The sequence below is a fragment of the Pseudomonas sp. 05N431 genome, from assembly GCF_056397005.1.
The window spans coordinates 72703-87766 of record NZ_JBFTMN010000004.1; the positions used below are offsets into that span (position 1 = coordinate 72703).

Annotated in this window: 12 protein-coding genes; 2 read left to right on the forward strand and 10 right to left on the reverse strand. The window is 58.1% G+C overall.

Going from position 1 to position 15064, the window contains the following annotated elements; all coding sequences use genetic code 11:
* Positions 1–3: 3 nt before the first annotated feature.
* The 6 genes from glgA to AC1DIG_RS08010 all read right to left on the reverse strand — a co-directional run bounded on the left by glgA (position 4) and on the right by AC1DIG_RS08010 (position 7305).
* On the reverse strand, positions 4–1572 hold the full coding sequence (gene glgA, locus AC1DIG_RS07985) for a glycogen synthase GlgA (protein ID WP_477766848.1): 1569 nt from the start codon (positions 1570–1572) through the stop codon (positions 4–6).
* A 647-nt stretch (positions 1573–2219) separates the two neighbouring features.
* Positions 2220–3173 carry a D-2-hydroxyacid dehydrogenase family protein gene (locus AC1DIG_RS07990; RefSeq protein ID WP_477766849.1) on the reverse strand — a complete coding sequence of 318 codons (954 nt, stop codon included), beginning with the start codon at positions 3171–3173 and terminating at the stop codon, positions 2220–2222.
* 13 nt (positions 3174–3186) lie between these two features.
* Positions 3187–4212 (reverse strand): alpha/beta fold hydrolase, encoded by a 1026-nt coding sequence (locus AC1DIG_RS07995; RefSeq protein WP_477766850.1) that lies wholly within the window; start codon positions 4210–4212, stop codon positions 3187–3189.
* Positions 4213–4291: 79 nt separating this feature from the next.
* Positions 4292–4726 (reverse strand): YqaA family protein, encoded by a 435-nt coding sequence (locus tag AC1DIG_RS08000; protein ID WP_477766851.1) that lies wholly within the window; start codon positions 4724–4726, stop codon positions 4292–4294.
* On the reverse strand, positions 4726–5169 hold the full coding sequence (locus AC1DIG_RS08005; RefSeq protein WP_477766852.1) for a DUF411 domain-containing protein: 444 nt from the start codon (positions 5167–5169) through the stop codon (positions 4726–4728). Before AC1DIG_RS08005 ends, AC1DIG_RS08000 begins: the two co-directional genes overlap by 1 nt.
* 141 nt (positions 5170–5310) lie before the next feature.
* Positions 5311–7305 (reverse strand): methyl-accepting chemotaxis protein, encoded by a 1995-nt coding sequence (locus AC1DIG_RS08010; protein WP_477766853.1) that lies wholly within the window; start codon positions 7303–7305, stop codon positions 5311–5313.
* Between the two features lie 443 nt (positions 7306–7748).
* Between AC1DIG_RS08010 and AC1DIG_RS08015 the strand changes: the two genes are divergently transcribed.
* Complete coding sequence (locus AC1DIG_RS08015; RefSeq protein ID WP_477766854.1) at positions 7749–8285, forward strand: hypothetical protein; 537 nt, start codon at positions 7749–7751, stop codon at positions 8283–8285.
* 57 nt (positions 8286–8342) lie between these two features.
* Here AC1DIG_RS08015 and AC1DIG_RS08020 read toward each other — a convergent pair whose 3' ends face one another.
* Entirely contained in the window at positions 8343–9338 is a 996-nt protein-coding gene (locus AC1DIG_RS08020) for an aldo/keto reductase (protein ID WP_477766855.1), read from the reverse strand.
* Between the two features lie 118 nt (positions 9339–9456).
* Between AC1DIG_RS08020 and AC1DIG_RS08025 the strand changes: the two genes are divergently transcribed.
* On the forward strand, positions 9457–10383 hold the full coding sequence (locus tag AC1DIG_RS08025) for a LysR family transcriptional regulator (RefSeq protein ID WP_477766856.1): 927 nt from the start codon (positions 9457–9459) through the stop codon (positions 10381–10383).
* On the opposite strand, the gene AC1DIG_RS08030 is transcribed toward AC1DIG_RS08025, so the two are convergent.
* The 3 genes from AC1DIG_RS08030 to AC1DIG_RS08040 are packed head-to-tail and all read right to left on the reverse strand — an operon-like array spanning position 10341 to position 15063.
* Complete coding sequence (locus tag AC1DIG_RS08030) at positions 10341–11249, reverse strand: GNAT family N-acetyltransferase (RefSeq protein WP_477766857.1); 909 nt, start codon at positions 11247–11249, stop codon at positions 10341–10343. The genes AC1DIG_RS08025 and AC1DIG_RS08030 overlap by 43 nt on opposite strands.
* Positions 11250–11302: 53 nt before the next feature.
* Complete coding sequence (locus AC1DIG_RS08035) at positions 11303–12595, reverse strand: phenylacetate--CoA ligase family protein (protein WP_477766858.1); 1293 nt, start codon at positions 12593–12595, stop codon at positions 11303–11305.
* Positions 12596–12630: 35 nt separating this feature from the next.
* Complete coding sequence (locus tag AC1DIG_RS08040; RefSeq protein WP_477766859.1) at positions 12631–15063, reverse strand: acyl-CoA reductase; 2433 nt, start codon at positions 15061–15063, stop codon at positions 12631–12633.
* Position 15064: the final 1 nt, after the last annotated feature.

Here is a 15064-nt window from a genome sequence, read left to right on the forward strand (position 1 = left end):
CTCTCACTGCTTGACCGACTGACCCAACGCCTTGGCGACCAGTTGTTCATAGAGTTCAGCGTAGGGTTCGACCGCTTTGCACCAATTGAATGGCGCAGCCATGGCCCGGCAACGCATCGCGTTCAACAGGGGCGGGTGGGCGAACACCTTGAACGCCCGGCTCAAGGCTTCCTCGTAGCTGGCAACAGTCGACTCGTCGAAGAGAAAACCGGTGACGCCATTGTCGATGGTGTCGGCCAGACCGCCGGTGTTGCGCGCGACCGGCAACGAGCCGAAACGCTGTGCATACATCTGGCTCAAGCCGCACGGTTCATAGCGTGAAGGCATCAACAGAAAATCACTGCCGGCGAACATCCGTCGCGCATCGGTTTCGTTGAAGCCGATACGCACACCGATCTGCCCTGGAAAACGCAGGGCGAGGGCGCGCATGGCTTGTTCTTCTTCCGGCTCGCCACGGCCGATGATCGCGATTTGCCCGCCCGAAGAGACGATGAACTCGGACACGGCTTCAGTCAGGTCCAGGCCTTTTTGGTAGACCAGTCGCGAGACCACGGCGAACAGCGGCCCCTTGGAGTCCTTCAGGCCGAACAGTTTGCGCACGTGGGCGGCATTCACTGCTTTGCCGTCCCAGTCGCCGATGCTGAACGGGCAAAACAGGTGGGGATCGGTCGCAGCATCCCAACTTTCGTCGATGCCATTCGGGATGCCGCTGAGCAGGCCTTGTTGGGTCTTGCTGGCAAGGAAACCGTCGAGACCGCAGCCGAAGGCCGGGGTAGTGATTTCCTGGGCGTAGGTCGCGCTGACGGTGGTGATATGGCTCGAATAGGCCATGCCCGCCTTGAGAAACGACAGTTTGCCGTAGAACTCCATGCCTTCCTGTTGCAGGGCATGTTCGGGAATACCCAGTTCGGGGCAAGAGGCGAGGCTGACCACGCCTTGATAAGCCAGGTTATGAATGGTGAACAGTGTCGGTGTGCGCTGACCACGCCAGTGCATGTAGGCCGGGGCCAGGCCTGCGGGCCAGTCGTGGGCGTGCACCAGATCCGGGCGCCAGTGGATGTGTGCGAGGTTGGCGGCGATGTCGGCGGCTGCCAGGCCCAGACGGGCAAAACGAATGTGGTTGTCCGGCCAGTCACGGCCATTGTTGGCGCCGTAGGGCGAGCCCTCGCGTTCGTACAGTTCGGGGCAGATCAGGACGTAAATGACCAGCCCGTCGGGCATGTCCATGCGGCCGATCTTGCAGGGTGGCAAGGCGGCGTGTCCGCCCAGTTCGCCGATGATGTGGATCGGGTTTTCGCTGTGCATCACTTGCGGATAACCGGGGATCAATACCCGAACATCGTGCAAATGGGCCATGGCGCGGGGCAATGCGGCAGAAACGTCACCCAGGCCACCGGTTTTCACCAGATCGGCGATTTCCGAGGTCACGAATAACACTTTCTTCTTGTTTGGATTCTGACGTGGAGCGGGCAGTACCGTTTTCGCACCCGGGGCAAGAACCGACATCGAAGTCGGTTCGCCGATTTGCTGGTGAGAACGCTCTCCCTGGATTTCTAAAGCGGCACTGTTCATGTGTTTCTCCCGTTTTATTGATCTGTTTCAGGCATATCTCACCCGTGATGCAAGTGGCCAGTGACTGTGGCCGGGCGCAAAAGCGCCACGCAAGGAGCAGCAAACGCTGGTCGATGCGCCGAATCTCAAAGGCTGTAGTGGTCGTTGCAAGGATTGCACCAGTCGCTGCGGCCCCACCTTTAACCTGACCCGTTGCTTCGGCAGAAAGTTTCGGGTTTTTCCCCACAAAATGACCGGCCGGTTTCCAGTCACGAAATGGAGTCTAGGTCAGAACTTAGAGCGGAGTGTGTGACGATTTGAAATTGTTCGACAATCGGTCTGGCATCACGATTTTCAGGCCCCATGAGCCGCATCTGCACCGACGAAGTGCAGGTTTATTCGCCGCCATGGCACAAAAAGGGGGAGAGGGTTGCCAGAGAATGGGGCGTGGTAAAGCGCTGTCCGCACCCTATTGGTGCGACCAACTGACAGAAGAAGACACCACCACCCCTGTAGCAGCTGGCGCAGCCTGCGTTCGGCTGCGAAGCAGTCGTAAATACTGACGACTCGGTGAGCCTGACGCACCGCAGGGCATGGTTTCACGACCGCTGCGCGGCCGAACGCAGGCTGCGCCAGCTGCTACAGGGTGTGTGTCAGGACGCTGCGGCCTAATTCAACATCCGGATCGAGTGGCCGGTTGTCCAGGCTTGAATATCTTCAATCATCTGTGAAAAGAACAGCCGGTAGTTCTGCTCACTGACATAGCCGACATGCGGTGTGGCCAGTACGTTGGGCAATGTCCGAAACGGATGGTCGGCGGCTAATGGCTCGCGCTCGAAGACATCCAGCGCTGCACCCTTCAAACGGTTCTGTTCAAGGGCCTGGATCAATGCGGCTTCATCGACGATCGGCCCGCGCGCGGTATTGATCAGCAACGCTGACGGTTTCATCCAGCCCAGTGCCTGCTCATCGACCAGGCCCCGGCTGCGCTCGCTGAGCACCAGGTGGATCGACAGCACATCGGCTTGCTCGAACAATTCGCGCTTGCTGACATAAGTGACTCCGGCTTCGGCCGCACGCTCGGCGGTGAGGTTTTCGCTCCAGGCGATAACGCGCATCCCGAACACCTGACCGAACTCGGCGATCCGTTTGCCAATGCTGCCCAGGCCCAGAATACCCAGGGTCTTGCCGTACAGGTCGCCACCGAGGCCTTGTTGCCAGTGACCGGCCCGCAGGGCGTTGGCTTCTGCAAGCAGATTGCGGGTCAGGGCCATGATCAGCGTCCAGGTCAATTCGGGCGCCGCCTGTTTGTAGCTGTCGGTTCCGCAGACCTGAATTCCCAACGCCGCGGCGGCCTTGAGGTCGATGGCGGCATTGCGCATGCCGCCGGTGACCAGCAATTTGAGTTTGGGCAGGCTACGCAGGAGAGCTTCGTCGAACAGCGTGCGCTCGCGCATCACACAAATCACCTCGAAGGACTGCAAGCGATCGCTCAGTGTGGCGTGGTCGGCAGGGTACTCATGCAAAAAGCTGACCTCGCCGATACCGTCCAGCACCGACCAATCCACCACGTCACGGGCCACGCCCTGCCAGTCATCGATCACCGCAATCTGCACAGCCATGAGCATTGCCTCTTCAAAGGGTTGGCGTGGTCTTGGCCAGCCAGCCAAGCAACGCCTGATGAAATTGTGCGGGTTGTTCCATTTGTGGTGCGTGACCCAAGCCGGGGAATTCGATCAGCGTCGATTGTGGAATCATTTGTGCGACCTGTTTGCCAAGGACGTCGTAATGGCCAATCTTTGCCTTGACCGCAGGTGACGCAATGTCGCTGCCGATGGCCGTGGTGTCGGCCGTACCGATCAATAGCAAGGTCGGCATTTTCAGGTTCTTGAACTCGTAGAACACCGGTTGGGTGAAGATCATGTCGTAGATCAGCGCCGAGTTCCATGCCACCTGTGTATGGCCCGGTCCCCTGTTCAGGCCGGCGAGCATGTCCACCCAGCGGTCGAATTCAGGTTTCCAGCGACCTGCGTAATAGGTACTGCGTTCATAGTTGCGAATGCCGTCGGCGGACAGTTTGAGTTCACGGTCATACCATTGATCGACGGTTCGATAAGGTACGCCGAGGGCTTTCCAGTCTTCCAGGCCAATGGGATTGACCAGTGCCAATTGCTCGACTTGTTCGGGATATTGCAGCGCATAACGGGTCGCAAGCATGCCACCGGTGGAATGACCCAGCAGGCTGGTCTTTTGAATGCCGAGTTTGGTCAGCAGTTTGTGGGTGTTGCTCGCCAGTTGCTGAAAGCTGTATTGATAGTTTTCCGGTTTGCTGGAAGTGCAGAAGCCAATCTGATCCGGGGCGATTACCCGGTAGCCGGCATCGCTCAGGGCCTTGATCGAACTGTCCCAGGTCGCACCGCAGAAATTCTTGCCGTGCATCAGCACTACGCTGCGACCGTTGGCTTTGCCGCTGGCGGCGACATCCATGTAACCCATTTGCAGGGTTTTACCCTGAGATTCAAAAGCAAAATGCTTGAGGGTATAGGGGTAGTCGAAGCCCTGTAGCTCCGGCCCATAGGCGGGCCCTTCGGCGTGGGCCAGGACGGGCAGGGCGAGCGTCAGTAACAGGCCGGACAACCAAAGAGGACGTGAGCTGGGCATAGGTGAACTCCGTTGCGAATCGGCCGATGCTGGATAGTAGCGATTAGGGCGACATTAACAACGTGGCCGCACCCAAGGTTCAAGGCATCCAGCCCAGTGTCGCCAGGGCCAGCACACCATAACGCGCACCTTTGGCGAAGGTCACGATCAGCAAAAAACGCCCCATGGGTTCTCGCATCACACCGGCCACCAGTGTCAGTGGGTCGCCAATGATCGGCACCCAGCTCAGCAGCAATGACCAATGGCCATAGCGTTGATAGTGAGTGCGGGCCTTTTCCAGATGAACAGGGCTGACCGGAAACCAGCGACGCTCCCTGAAGCGCTCGATGCCGCGTCCCAGCCACCAGTTCAGCAACGAACCCAGCACGTTGCCGAGCGTGGCGACGGCGAGCAGCAACCACAGTCCATGCTCGCCGTTGAGCAGCAATCCCACCAACACGGCCTCGGACTGCAATGGTAACAATGTCGCGGCACCGAATGCCGCGAAGAACAGCCCGAGATAGCCAACGAGCATTACCGGGCCGGGTAGTCGGCGATCACTTTATCGGTGCCATTTTTAGCCAACCCAATGACCTGATAGGCATCGGCCATGCCGTCCATTTCCATGCCTGGCGAGCCCATGGGCATACCCGGTGCGGCGACGCCGAGCAGGTCGGATTTGCTCAAGGCCAGAACCTGCTCAGCGGGAACATGGCCTTCGACGAATTTGCCGTTGATCACCGCGGTGTGACACGAAGCCAGTCGCGGCGGGACGCCGAGGCGCTGCTTGACTTCGCTCATGTTGGTTTCGACGTGATCGTTGACCTGGAAACCATTGGCTTCCAGGTGCGCGATCCACTTTTTGCAGCAACCGCAATTGGCATCGCGGTGTACATCAATCGGAATCAGCTCGGCGGCCTGGGCCAGGGAGCTGATGAACAGGGCACCAAGGGCGGCCAGACGCAGTGTGGTTTTCATCGGTTATCTCTCGTTGATCATTTCACGCAGCGCATTTTGACCATTTTATCCGATGAAAAAGGCTGCTTATGTTTCAAAGTTATTCATGGATATCCCTTGAAGGTTATGCCCGCGCGAAACGCGCGGGCGGCATTCACGGGTTCACTTGACCTTGAAACGGCCCATGATCGAACTGACCCGGCTATTGGCATCCAGCAACTGGCGCGTATTGAGGTCGGTGGCGTGACCGCTTTGCACCAGTTCTTCGACCATATGGCGGATCTGCACCATGCTGCGGTTGATCTCCTCGGTCACCGCGCTTTGTTGCTCGGCGGCAGTGGCGATCTGGGTGCTGAGGCTGTTGATGTGGCTGACCGAGCCGGCCATTTCGTCCAGCCCGGTGTTGACTCGCGCTGTCGCATCGGCGGCGGACTGACAGCTGGCCTGGGTGTTTTCCATCGCTGCCACCGAAGAGCTGACACCTTGGGTCAACCGGCTGAGCATCTCGTTGATCTCCGAGGTGCTGGCCTGGGTGCGGGCGGCGAGGGCGCGGACTTCATCGGCGACCACGGCAAAGCCTCGACCTTGTTCGCCGGCCCGCGCAGCCTCAATCGCAGCGTTGAGTGCCAGCAGATTGGTTTGTCCGGCAATCGCACCGATCACCCCGAGGATTTCGGTGATGCGCTGGGCGTCCTGCTGCATGCTTTCGACTTTGTGGGTGGCACTGGCCACTTCACCGATCAACGCGATCACGCTGCTCGAGGCTTCGCCCACCACCACCCGCGAGCGGTCGGCGTGTTCGTTGGCGCGCTGGGTAAACGCAGCGGTTTGTGCGGCGTTCTCGGCGACGCTGTCGGCGGTCGAGCTCATCTCGGTGATGGCGGTGACAGTCTGGTCGGTCTCCGAGGCGTGACGCTGCAGGATCTGGTTGGTATGCGCCGAGGTCTGTTGCAGGTTTTCCAGGCTTGAGGCCATGGCGCCCGTGGCCAGGGTGACTTCGCCAATCATGTTTTGCAGGTAGGCGATGAAGGTATTGACCGAATGACCGATCGCGCCCAGTTCATCCTCGGCGCGAATGGTGATGCGCCGGGTCAGGTCGGCGTCGCCGGTGGACAGCGCGTCGATGTTGGCTTTCAAGGCTTTCATGCGTTGGATCAGTTGGCGGATTGCATAGATTTGCAGCAGCACCAGCAGCAAAACCATCGGGATCTGCAACAGGCTCAAGGTGCTCAAGACATCGTCGCGTTGAGCGGTAATCAGTTTGGTCGGCAGGGCGGTGGCAAGGAACCACGGTGTGCCTTCGATCGGACGCATGAAGAAAGTGTTCGCCACGCCTTGATTGTCGAACTCGACGCGTTGCAGCGAAGCATCACGGCGCTCCAGTGCGGTCTTGATCTGCGCCGCAAACGGTGAATTGCCAGCCAATTCACTGATGTTTTTCAGGACAATCGGGCCATTGATGCGTGAGCTGTTGCTGATGATCTTGCCGTCGGCCTCGACGATCAGCATTTCGGCGCCCAGGTCTTTTTCCTTGCGCGCGACCAGGTCATTGAAGAAGCCCAGCGTGACGTCAATGGTCGCGACCCCATACGGTACGCCGTTGCGCGCAATCGCCATGGCGCAGTTGGTGCGCGGTTCGGCGCTGGCGTCGTCCTTATAGGCCGCGGCCCAGGCGCATTGGCCGCGAGGTGTCTGCATACCGCCCTTGTACCAGGACTGGTCGTAATAGTTAGGCGCCGCGTCGCTGTTCCAGAACGTATTGACGGCCAGTTTGCCCGACGCATCCCGGTGCCAGAAGGTACTGAATTTGTTGCGCCCGGCTTCGCGCTGGCCAGGTAACGGCCAGATCCCGCCACCAAACACCTTCAGTTCACCGTACTGGTCCACCAGGCCCGGCAACACGGTGTCGATGGCCGCGCTGTCGAGCAGGGGGATGGTCTGGGTGATGCTGCGTTGTTGCGCTTGAACCTTGTTCAGCTCGCCCTGGATCTGTTCGGCCACTTCGGCAATACGGTTCAGGGCCACCTGTTCTTCCGTGTGCCGAAGTTTCGGCGCGACCAACTGGCTGATGCCCACCACCGTCAAGGCGAATAACAACAGGATGAACAGCACCAGAAACAGCGTGTAACGGGCTTGAATGGTACGGAATGCGGGCATTGAACCTGTCCTTGTGCTAAGCGCTCTTGTTGATTTATTGCGGCGTTTAGCAGCTATCGACCTGCGGCAGGCTGACTTTAGTACCATGGTGCCAAAACAGGCTTTTTATGGACGACCGGTAAGTCACGGGCGTGAGCCATTTCCACGTTCCTTCAGGATTGGCAACGTGGTTTATTTCCGGAGGATTCAAGTGAATTCAATGACAATCTGATTGTTAAACAATTCTTTCAGGCCAATGAATTCAAGGGGTTGGTGGTTTGTATCCTAATTGTACAAGAATTGTAAAAATCAGAAATATTTGTAGTCCGAGGGAGGCTGGCACATTGATACTTACGTACCAATTCATCAGTTGAACAAGGACTTTTTATGGTCACCTTACAAGGACGTCTGCGCGCTTCGGGGCAGTTCCCGGTCTGGCTCACGCCGCGCTCAGGAGCACTCTCATGACGATCGGTTATGTCGGTGGCTGGACCAGCAAGGCCGGATTACTGATTCGCGAGGGCGGGGCGAATGGCGGTAAACCCGTATCGCAGAGCGTCAAGGTCAAGCAGATGCTCACCTTGGTGGGTAACGATCCATTGGCGCTCAACACCGCGAAAATGAACGAGCAGAAGCTCTACAAGAATTTCAAGGGATTCGACCCCGAGACCGTCACGGTCAAACAGCTCGGCAATATCAGCGCCTTTTTGCGCGATCGTGGTTTGATCAGCGATGTGACGGCCCTGACGCTGCTCAACGCTGGCGACAAGTTCGATCGCTTTGGGGTGCCGAAAAACCTGGACGAAAAATTCAATGCGCTGGAGTACTTCGCCACGCAACTGGATAACATCCAGAGCAACAACCTCAAAGGCAACAAGTACGCCAACCACCTGGTTCCCGAGTACAAGAAGGCGATTTACGTACTGCAGAACCTGAAGACTTATGGCATGGGCAATGGCACCGCCGTTCCGAACACCAAGGGTGTCAACGGCAAAGCTTGATCCTCAAGCGCAACAGGCCCGTCATGTACAGCATGAACGGGCCTGCCGATGGCGATGTTATCGATTGAGCATCTGCATCACGTCTTGCGGGTAACGTGCCCCGAGCACCGCGGCATCCGGAAAAATCGCCTCCAGCGCCGACAAGTCTTCCGGGCTTAATACAACGTCCAGCGCCGCGACATTCTCCTCCAGATACTTGCGTTGCTTGGTGCCCGGAATAGGGATCAGGTAATCGCCTTGCGCCAATACCCAGGCCAACGCCAGTTGCCCGGCGCTCACGCCTTTATCCGCCGCCAGCGTTTGCACCTGCTGGACCAACTGCAAATTCCGATTGAAGTTTTCGCCCTGAAAGCGTGGGCTGAAGCGTCGGTAATCATCCGCTGCAAAGTCATCGGGACTTTTCAGGGCGCCGGTCAGAAAGCCTCGGCCGAGGGGGCTGTACGGCACAAAGGCAATCCCCAGGCGCTGACAGGTGGCCAGGCAATCGTTGTGCTCCTGATCGCGGCTCCACAGCGAGTATTCACTTTGCAGCGCGCTGATCGGGTGAACCTTATGCGCTCGCTCAAGGGTTTTCGCTGACGCCTCGCTCAAGCCGAGGTAGCGCACTTTACCGGCCTGGACCAGTTCGGCCATGGCGCCCACGGTCTCTTCGATGGCCACATCCGGATCGACGCGATGCTGGTAATACAAGTCCAGAGTGTCCACGCCCAGGCGTTTCAGTGTGCCGTCGATGGCGGCACGGATGTAGTCCGGTCGGCCGTCGACCCCGCGTGCGGTGGGGTTGGCCGAATCACGCACAATGCCGAATTTGCTGGCCAGAAACACCTGGTCGCGCTTGCCAGCAATGGCTTTGCCAATCAGCTCTTCGTTGGTGTGCGGGCCATACATGTCGGCAGTGTCGAGCAAATTTATGCCCAACTCCATGGCGCGATGCAATGTTGCCAATGCCTCGCGAGTATCGCCGCCCGTGGTGTAGAAGTCGGTCATGCCCATGCAGCCCAGACCGATCGCAGAAACCTGAGGGCCGTTTTTGCCCAATTGACGAGTGTGCATGGTGTCGCTCCTTTTTTTGATGTGGCGCCATTGTTGCGCTCGACAAAAACAAGATAAACCGGCTAAAAACGCTATCACTGTTTGTAATTTCTAAATAATCCTCGGGTAACCAAAAGCAATGAACCGTTTTAATGCCATGCGGGTGTTCACTCGCATTGTCGAGCTGGAAGGGTTTGCCAAGGCCGCGGACAGCCTGCAAATGCCCCGGGCTTCGGTGACCATCCTGATCAAGCAGCTTGAGGCGCATTTGGGCGTGCAGCTGTTGCAGCGCACCACACGGCACGTCAGTCCAACCGCCGATGGCGCGGCGTATTACCAGCGTTGCGTGCGATTGCTGGCTGATCTGGATGAGGCAGAGGCGGCGTTTTCCACCTCCCGGCAAAATCCGCGCGGGCTTTTGCGTGTCGACATGCCTGCCGGCATCGGGCGTTTGCTGGTGATCCCGGCCTTGCCGGAATTTACTCGCCGTTACCCGCTGATCGAGTTGGAAATTGGCTTGAACGATCGCCCGGTCGACCTGATTCGCGAGGGCGTCGATTGTGTGCTGCGCGGTGGCTTATCGCTGGATGATTCGCTGGTGGCGCGACCGCTGGCGTTGCTCGATCAGGTCACCTGCGCCAGTCCCGGCTACTTGCAACGCCAGGGCACGCCACGGTGTCTGGAAGATCTGGCGGGGCACCAGATGGTCGAGTATTTCTCCAGCACCACCGGCAAGCGTTTCGGCCTGGAGTTTGAAATAGAAGGGCAGGTGCACCTGGTAGACCTGCCCAAACAGGTGGCGGTCAACAGCGCTGATGGTTACCTGGCTTCCTGTGAAGCGGGTTATGGCCTGGTCCAGACGCCGTACTATCACGTTGCACGGCAGTTGCGCGAGGGAACGTTGTGCGAGGTGTTAGAGCATCTGCCGCCGCCAGGGTTACCCCTGACGGCGCTCTATCCTCCGCACCGCCAGTTGTCTCTGCGGGTGCGGGTGTTTGTCGACTGGCTGGTGCAGCTCTGCGCTCAGCCGGGCAACGGGCTGCTGCGCAGAGACTCGGGTAACTGACGGTGAGGCGTCTCTGGCTGCTGGTGGATTAAGGTGTCATACAGTTGCTGCATGTGTGGACAATAAAAACTGACGGGCCGCCGCTTTGCGCCACGATGAAACAATGCATACCAGCCAGACGCCGCGGGTGCAGGCATCAGCCCGGTAAATACGAAATCGATGGAGCAGAGTCGACGCATGTTCTGTGGAGAATGATGCGACAGATCGAGCTTGATCGAGATCATCCAGTGCGCGGGTAGCTGTTCGAGCTGCAACAGCACACTCTCGTCCAACTGATGGAGCACCACTTCCACTCGTTCATGGTGCTGGCTGATCTGAATTGGAAAAGAGCGTTGTGATGGCGAGTCATTTCGGGTGCCGAATGAGGCAGACAGTCGCCCCATGAAGGTTGCGCAGGCTTGCGGCCATTCCAGTAGCGGTAACGGACGTGCATGCCCTTCGACCATTTGATAGCCAATGACAACGCTTTCCTCATGGGGCTCACCAAAGGGCGAGGGAACATAGTCGGGAAGCAGTCCGATGTTTTTGAAACCGAGTTTTTGCGCCATCTGCTGAGTGTAGAGATGATGGGTGACCTGCTTGATCGAGACGCTCTTGAGGCCGAGTCGGCTCGCACGCTGCAACAGTTCGCGACCCAGTCGGGTGGCGATGTTTTTGCCCCGGGCTTGCGGATGTACAAGGCACAAGGCTAATTCTGCGTGATCCCGACAGTGTGTATCCCTGCACAACGCCGCGTGGCCAACGATGCGTTCATTGACCAAAGCCAGCATGGAGTGCCATTGGTTGTCGGCGTTGTGCTGGCCAATCAGCGACGGTAAATAGACATCAGGCTGTACATAATTTTCCCCGTACACCTGACGAAACAACGTACTGACAGCCGTAGAGTCCGCTTGCCTGAAACATCGGAAACTTATTGTACTCATGGAGCAGGCTCCCGCTGAGGGGTGCTGTACACACGCAGGTCAACGATCCGACACCGTTTTCCAGAGCGTGGATGCAGCTGCAATGCGCTGGCCGGGCAGGGGCTGACGACACATTCAAGCTGACCATTACCGATCATTTGGCTGATTTCCGGGTGCTGCTCCAGCAGTGCCGCATGAATGGCCGCAGTGGTGGCTTTTATTGACGTCGAGTCTTGCGCGGGTACCCAGATCAAGGTCATTCGATCCTTGATCCCGACACTTTCGATCACTAACTGCCATTGCCAGCATTCAGCCAGGCGTTGAAGAATTTCGGCGATCTCTTCCTGGAACAGCGACATGACACCGATCCGAATACGAATGCTCTGTTCGCTACGTCCCAGCAAGGCGAATTTGCGTTGCGGGGTGCCGCTCGGCTCGCGCCAACAAGCGCGATCACCAACCGGATAACGCAGCAGTGGCATCAACTTTCGGGTCAGGTTGGTGATGATCAGTTGGCCGGGGCGATGACATTCCTCGATGACCTCGTGGGTGTGTTCATCAACAATTTCCACTACGGTTTGCCCATCGAACACCCGGTGCTCACCCACCTCGCAATCCCGGGTGCTGGCGCCTACGAGTCCTGCGTCGACACAGGCATAGCCAATGGACGCGACGCGCGCATTGGGAAAGACCTGGGCCAGCATCGGCAATTGTGCGGCAAACAGACTTTCACCACCGTAGAGCACAGTGGTTATTTGTGGCAGGACGCAGTGTTGCTCGGCCAGACCGGCGGCAAATCGCAGAAGTTGTGCAGGTACGCCCGCGAGGACATTGATCTGGTGCTCGACAATGGCCGCTGCCAGCGTTGCGCAATCAACTTCGCCGGCAAATGGGAATTCACAGATGGAAGGACTCACATGGGCCAATGATTCATGGATAAACAGAAAACTGGCGTAAAGGTCGCCGGCAAAAAACAGATTGGCAACCCGGTCGCCGTCGCACAGTTGCCCCGAGAGGGCATTCCCGAAATGGGTCACCATGGTCTGCCATTCACCGCGGGTGTACGCCACCAGTTTTTCCTGGCCAGTTGAACCACCGGTTGTATAAATCAGGGCGTTTTCAGTTTTACCAGTCAGTACCGGCCAGGTATTCAAGTTGTTGCTGCCTTCCCAATAATCCGAGGCGACAGTCAGCGGAAGATTGTCGAGAGTGCAATGATGTTCTGGCAAGTGGTTGAAGTGTGTTTTGTAATAGTGTGAGTGCGTTCGTGAGTGCAATAGCAACTCTTCGAGTGAATAGCTAATGTTCATAGGGTTGTGTTCCTGGGAATTAAAAAAACAGGCAATCAGTTGTGATGTTTGCTAGCTGAGAAATCAGTTCTCAAGTCAATAATCAACGGCGTTTTTCCGCTGTGCTTGTTGCGATCGAAGAGGCTGGGAGAACACCGCTGAACATCAAGTTCCAGCAAGCCGTTATTCACGGCCGTTGAAATAACGGCGATGTCCAGCACGCGCCGACGCAACGACTGCGGATCGTGTTCTGCGCGCACCGTCAAGCGTTCGGTTCCGTTCGGGTCGTGATCAAGGACAAGCTGTAGTGGAGTGGCGGCTTTTGCTTCCAGATCGCTGATTGAGACAAAGTCCGAGGCGACCCGCAGCAGTCGACCGTGTCTTCCTTGCAGTTCAAATCGGGGCGTGTCCAGGCCGCAAGGGCAGGTTCCCGGCACCCAACGTCCACTGTCCCCGACTTCGTAACGGTTGATCGTCTGACCTTCGCGGGCCCGCGAGGTAAAGAGCAAGCGACCGACTTCGCCGGGTTCGACGGGAGCGTCGTGCTCAAGGTTGACGATTTCAAGCCACTGGATGTCGCTCATCAGGTGAAATACGCCATCTGCGGTCGCCGGACAGGCATGCCCGAGAGGGCCGGCGTCGACAGAACCGTAGAGGGCGGAACGAATCGTCGAAACCCCACAACTTTCCATCAACCGTCGGCTGGCATCGCCAGGATGTTCACCGCCCATGAAGACTTTAGTGACCCCGCTATAGGCCCTGAGGCGATCCTGCTCACTGAGAAACAGGCGCTGCAAGGTGCTTGGCATGCCAATCAGGGTGTTGATGCGCTGGTTCACAATGAGTTGGGCTAATTCACTGAAATCGTCGTCGTGGGGGCCGCCCATGGGGAAGTGCGTGACCCCCATTTGTTCGAGAATCCTGGAGAAACTGAACAGCCCGCCATAGAGGCTGCCACCGTAGAACAGATTCATCACTCGATCCTGACCCGGGGTCAGTCCCATGGCAAACATGCCGTCAGCCGCCGCGCGCATCTGCCGGTTAAAGTCTCGATAGCTGAAGCCAGCCAAGGCCGGAACGCCGCTGGTGCCGCCTGAGCGGAAAAACAGTTGAGCGTCGGGCGACTCGGGTTGTGCGATGAAATCGGCCTTGCTCATCACTGCGCAAGCGTTCAGTCCTGCAGGCGCGCGAGGAGGCAGGTCCAGCGTCGCGCGGTTGCTCAGTAACTGCGCTGGCAACGTTACCGAGGTCCTGCGGGTCAAGCGTGACAGGGCCAAAACACCGTCATGGGGTTCGCCCGCGTAGCCCTCATGAATCAGCTCGGGCGGTGCGATTCGATTGACGCCGGCGCTCAGCAGTTGCCTGACCAGACCTGGCGTTTGCCCGGGTGTGCTGATCAGTGCACAACTTTGCAGATACGCCCGCCACGGCATCAGTGACTCGGCGATCAACGCATTTGGCATCGGCCGTAACAGCAGCGTTCGAAACAACGGTGAAGGCGCCAATCGGCGATGGTGCTCCCACATGATGCGCCATCCATCACCGGACCAGACGCGTCCGGTCTGATCAGCAAAACTCTGATCGAGTTGCGCGAAGGCAATCCGGGTGGTGATCTCCGAGGCTTCCTGAGGCGTGGGGAGCAACGCTGGCCAGCGGCTGGCACGGCGTTCGAACGCTTCAGCGAGTTGTCCGCCGACAGCGTGCAGGGTTTGCGGATCATCACTGTCCACTAGCAGCCACTGCGGGCTGGAGCATGCTTGTTGATCGAGTCGACATACCTCATCGACCAAGGCATCCAGCGCTGAGGGGGACACGGCTTCAGGCGACAGGTAGGCAAAACTGATCTTGTGACCCCAGTCGATCCAGCGGCAACCGCTGGGAACCAGCCGGCGAATGGCATTGAGCGCTGTGTTACCGCCCCATGCGCTGACGCCATCGGCGTGAGCGCATAGAAGACCAAGGCGATCGGTATCGACGGGCAGAACGGCGATGCAACTGGCCAATAAACCGCTGGTATCGCACTCGAGGAACGCCGCCAGTAATTGCGCACTCAGGCTGTTGTCACTGGAACTTGGGCGCAGCCAGTTGATGTTGCCCACCAGCAGGCTTTCCAGCACTGCGCAGAAGCCCAGCAATGGCGCATTGGCAGGCGTGATATGCACCACGAGTCCTAACGGGTGCCAGTTTTCGAACCGCGGTTGATCGTAGGCAATACGCCGTAATGAACGCGGCTGGACGCCCAGTTCACGCTCCAGTTTTGTACTTAAGGCGCTCCGTTGGCAGAACGCGATCAGTTCCAGGCGTTGCCCCTCATCGAGTTCAAGTGGGTGCTGATGGGCCTGCAGTTTCTGTGTGAAAAGGTCCGCGCATTCAAGAACCCTTTCGCTGGTCGGTGGTTGCTCCAGTTGTTGCGCCAATCCTGGCAACAGCGTGTCGAGGGCTGCATCAGGTGTGAGTGAATCGTGCAATTGGCCGTTGATCAGGTACATA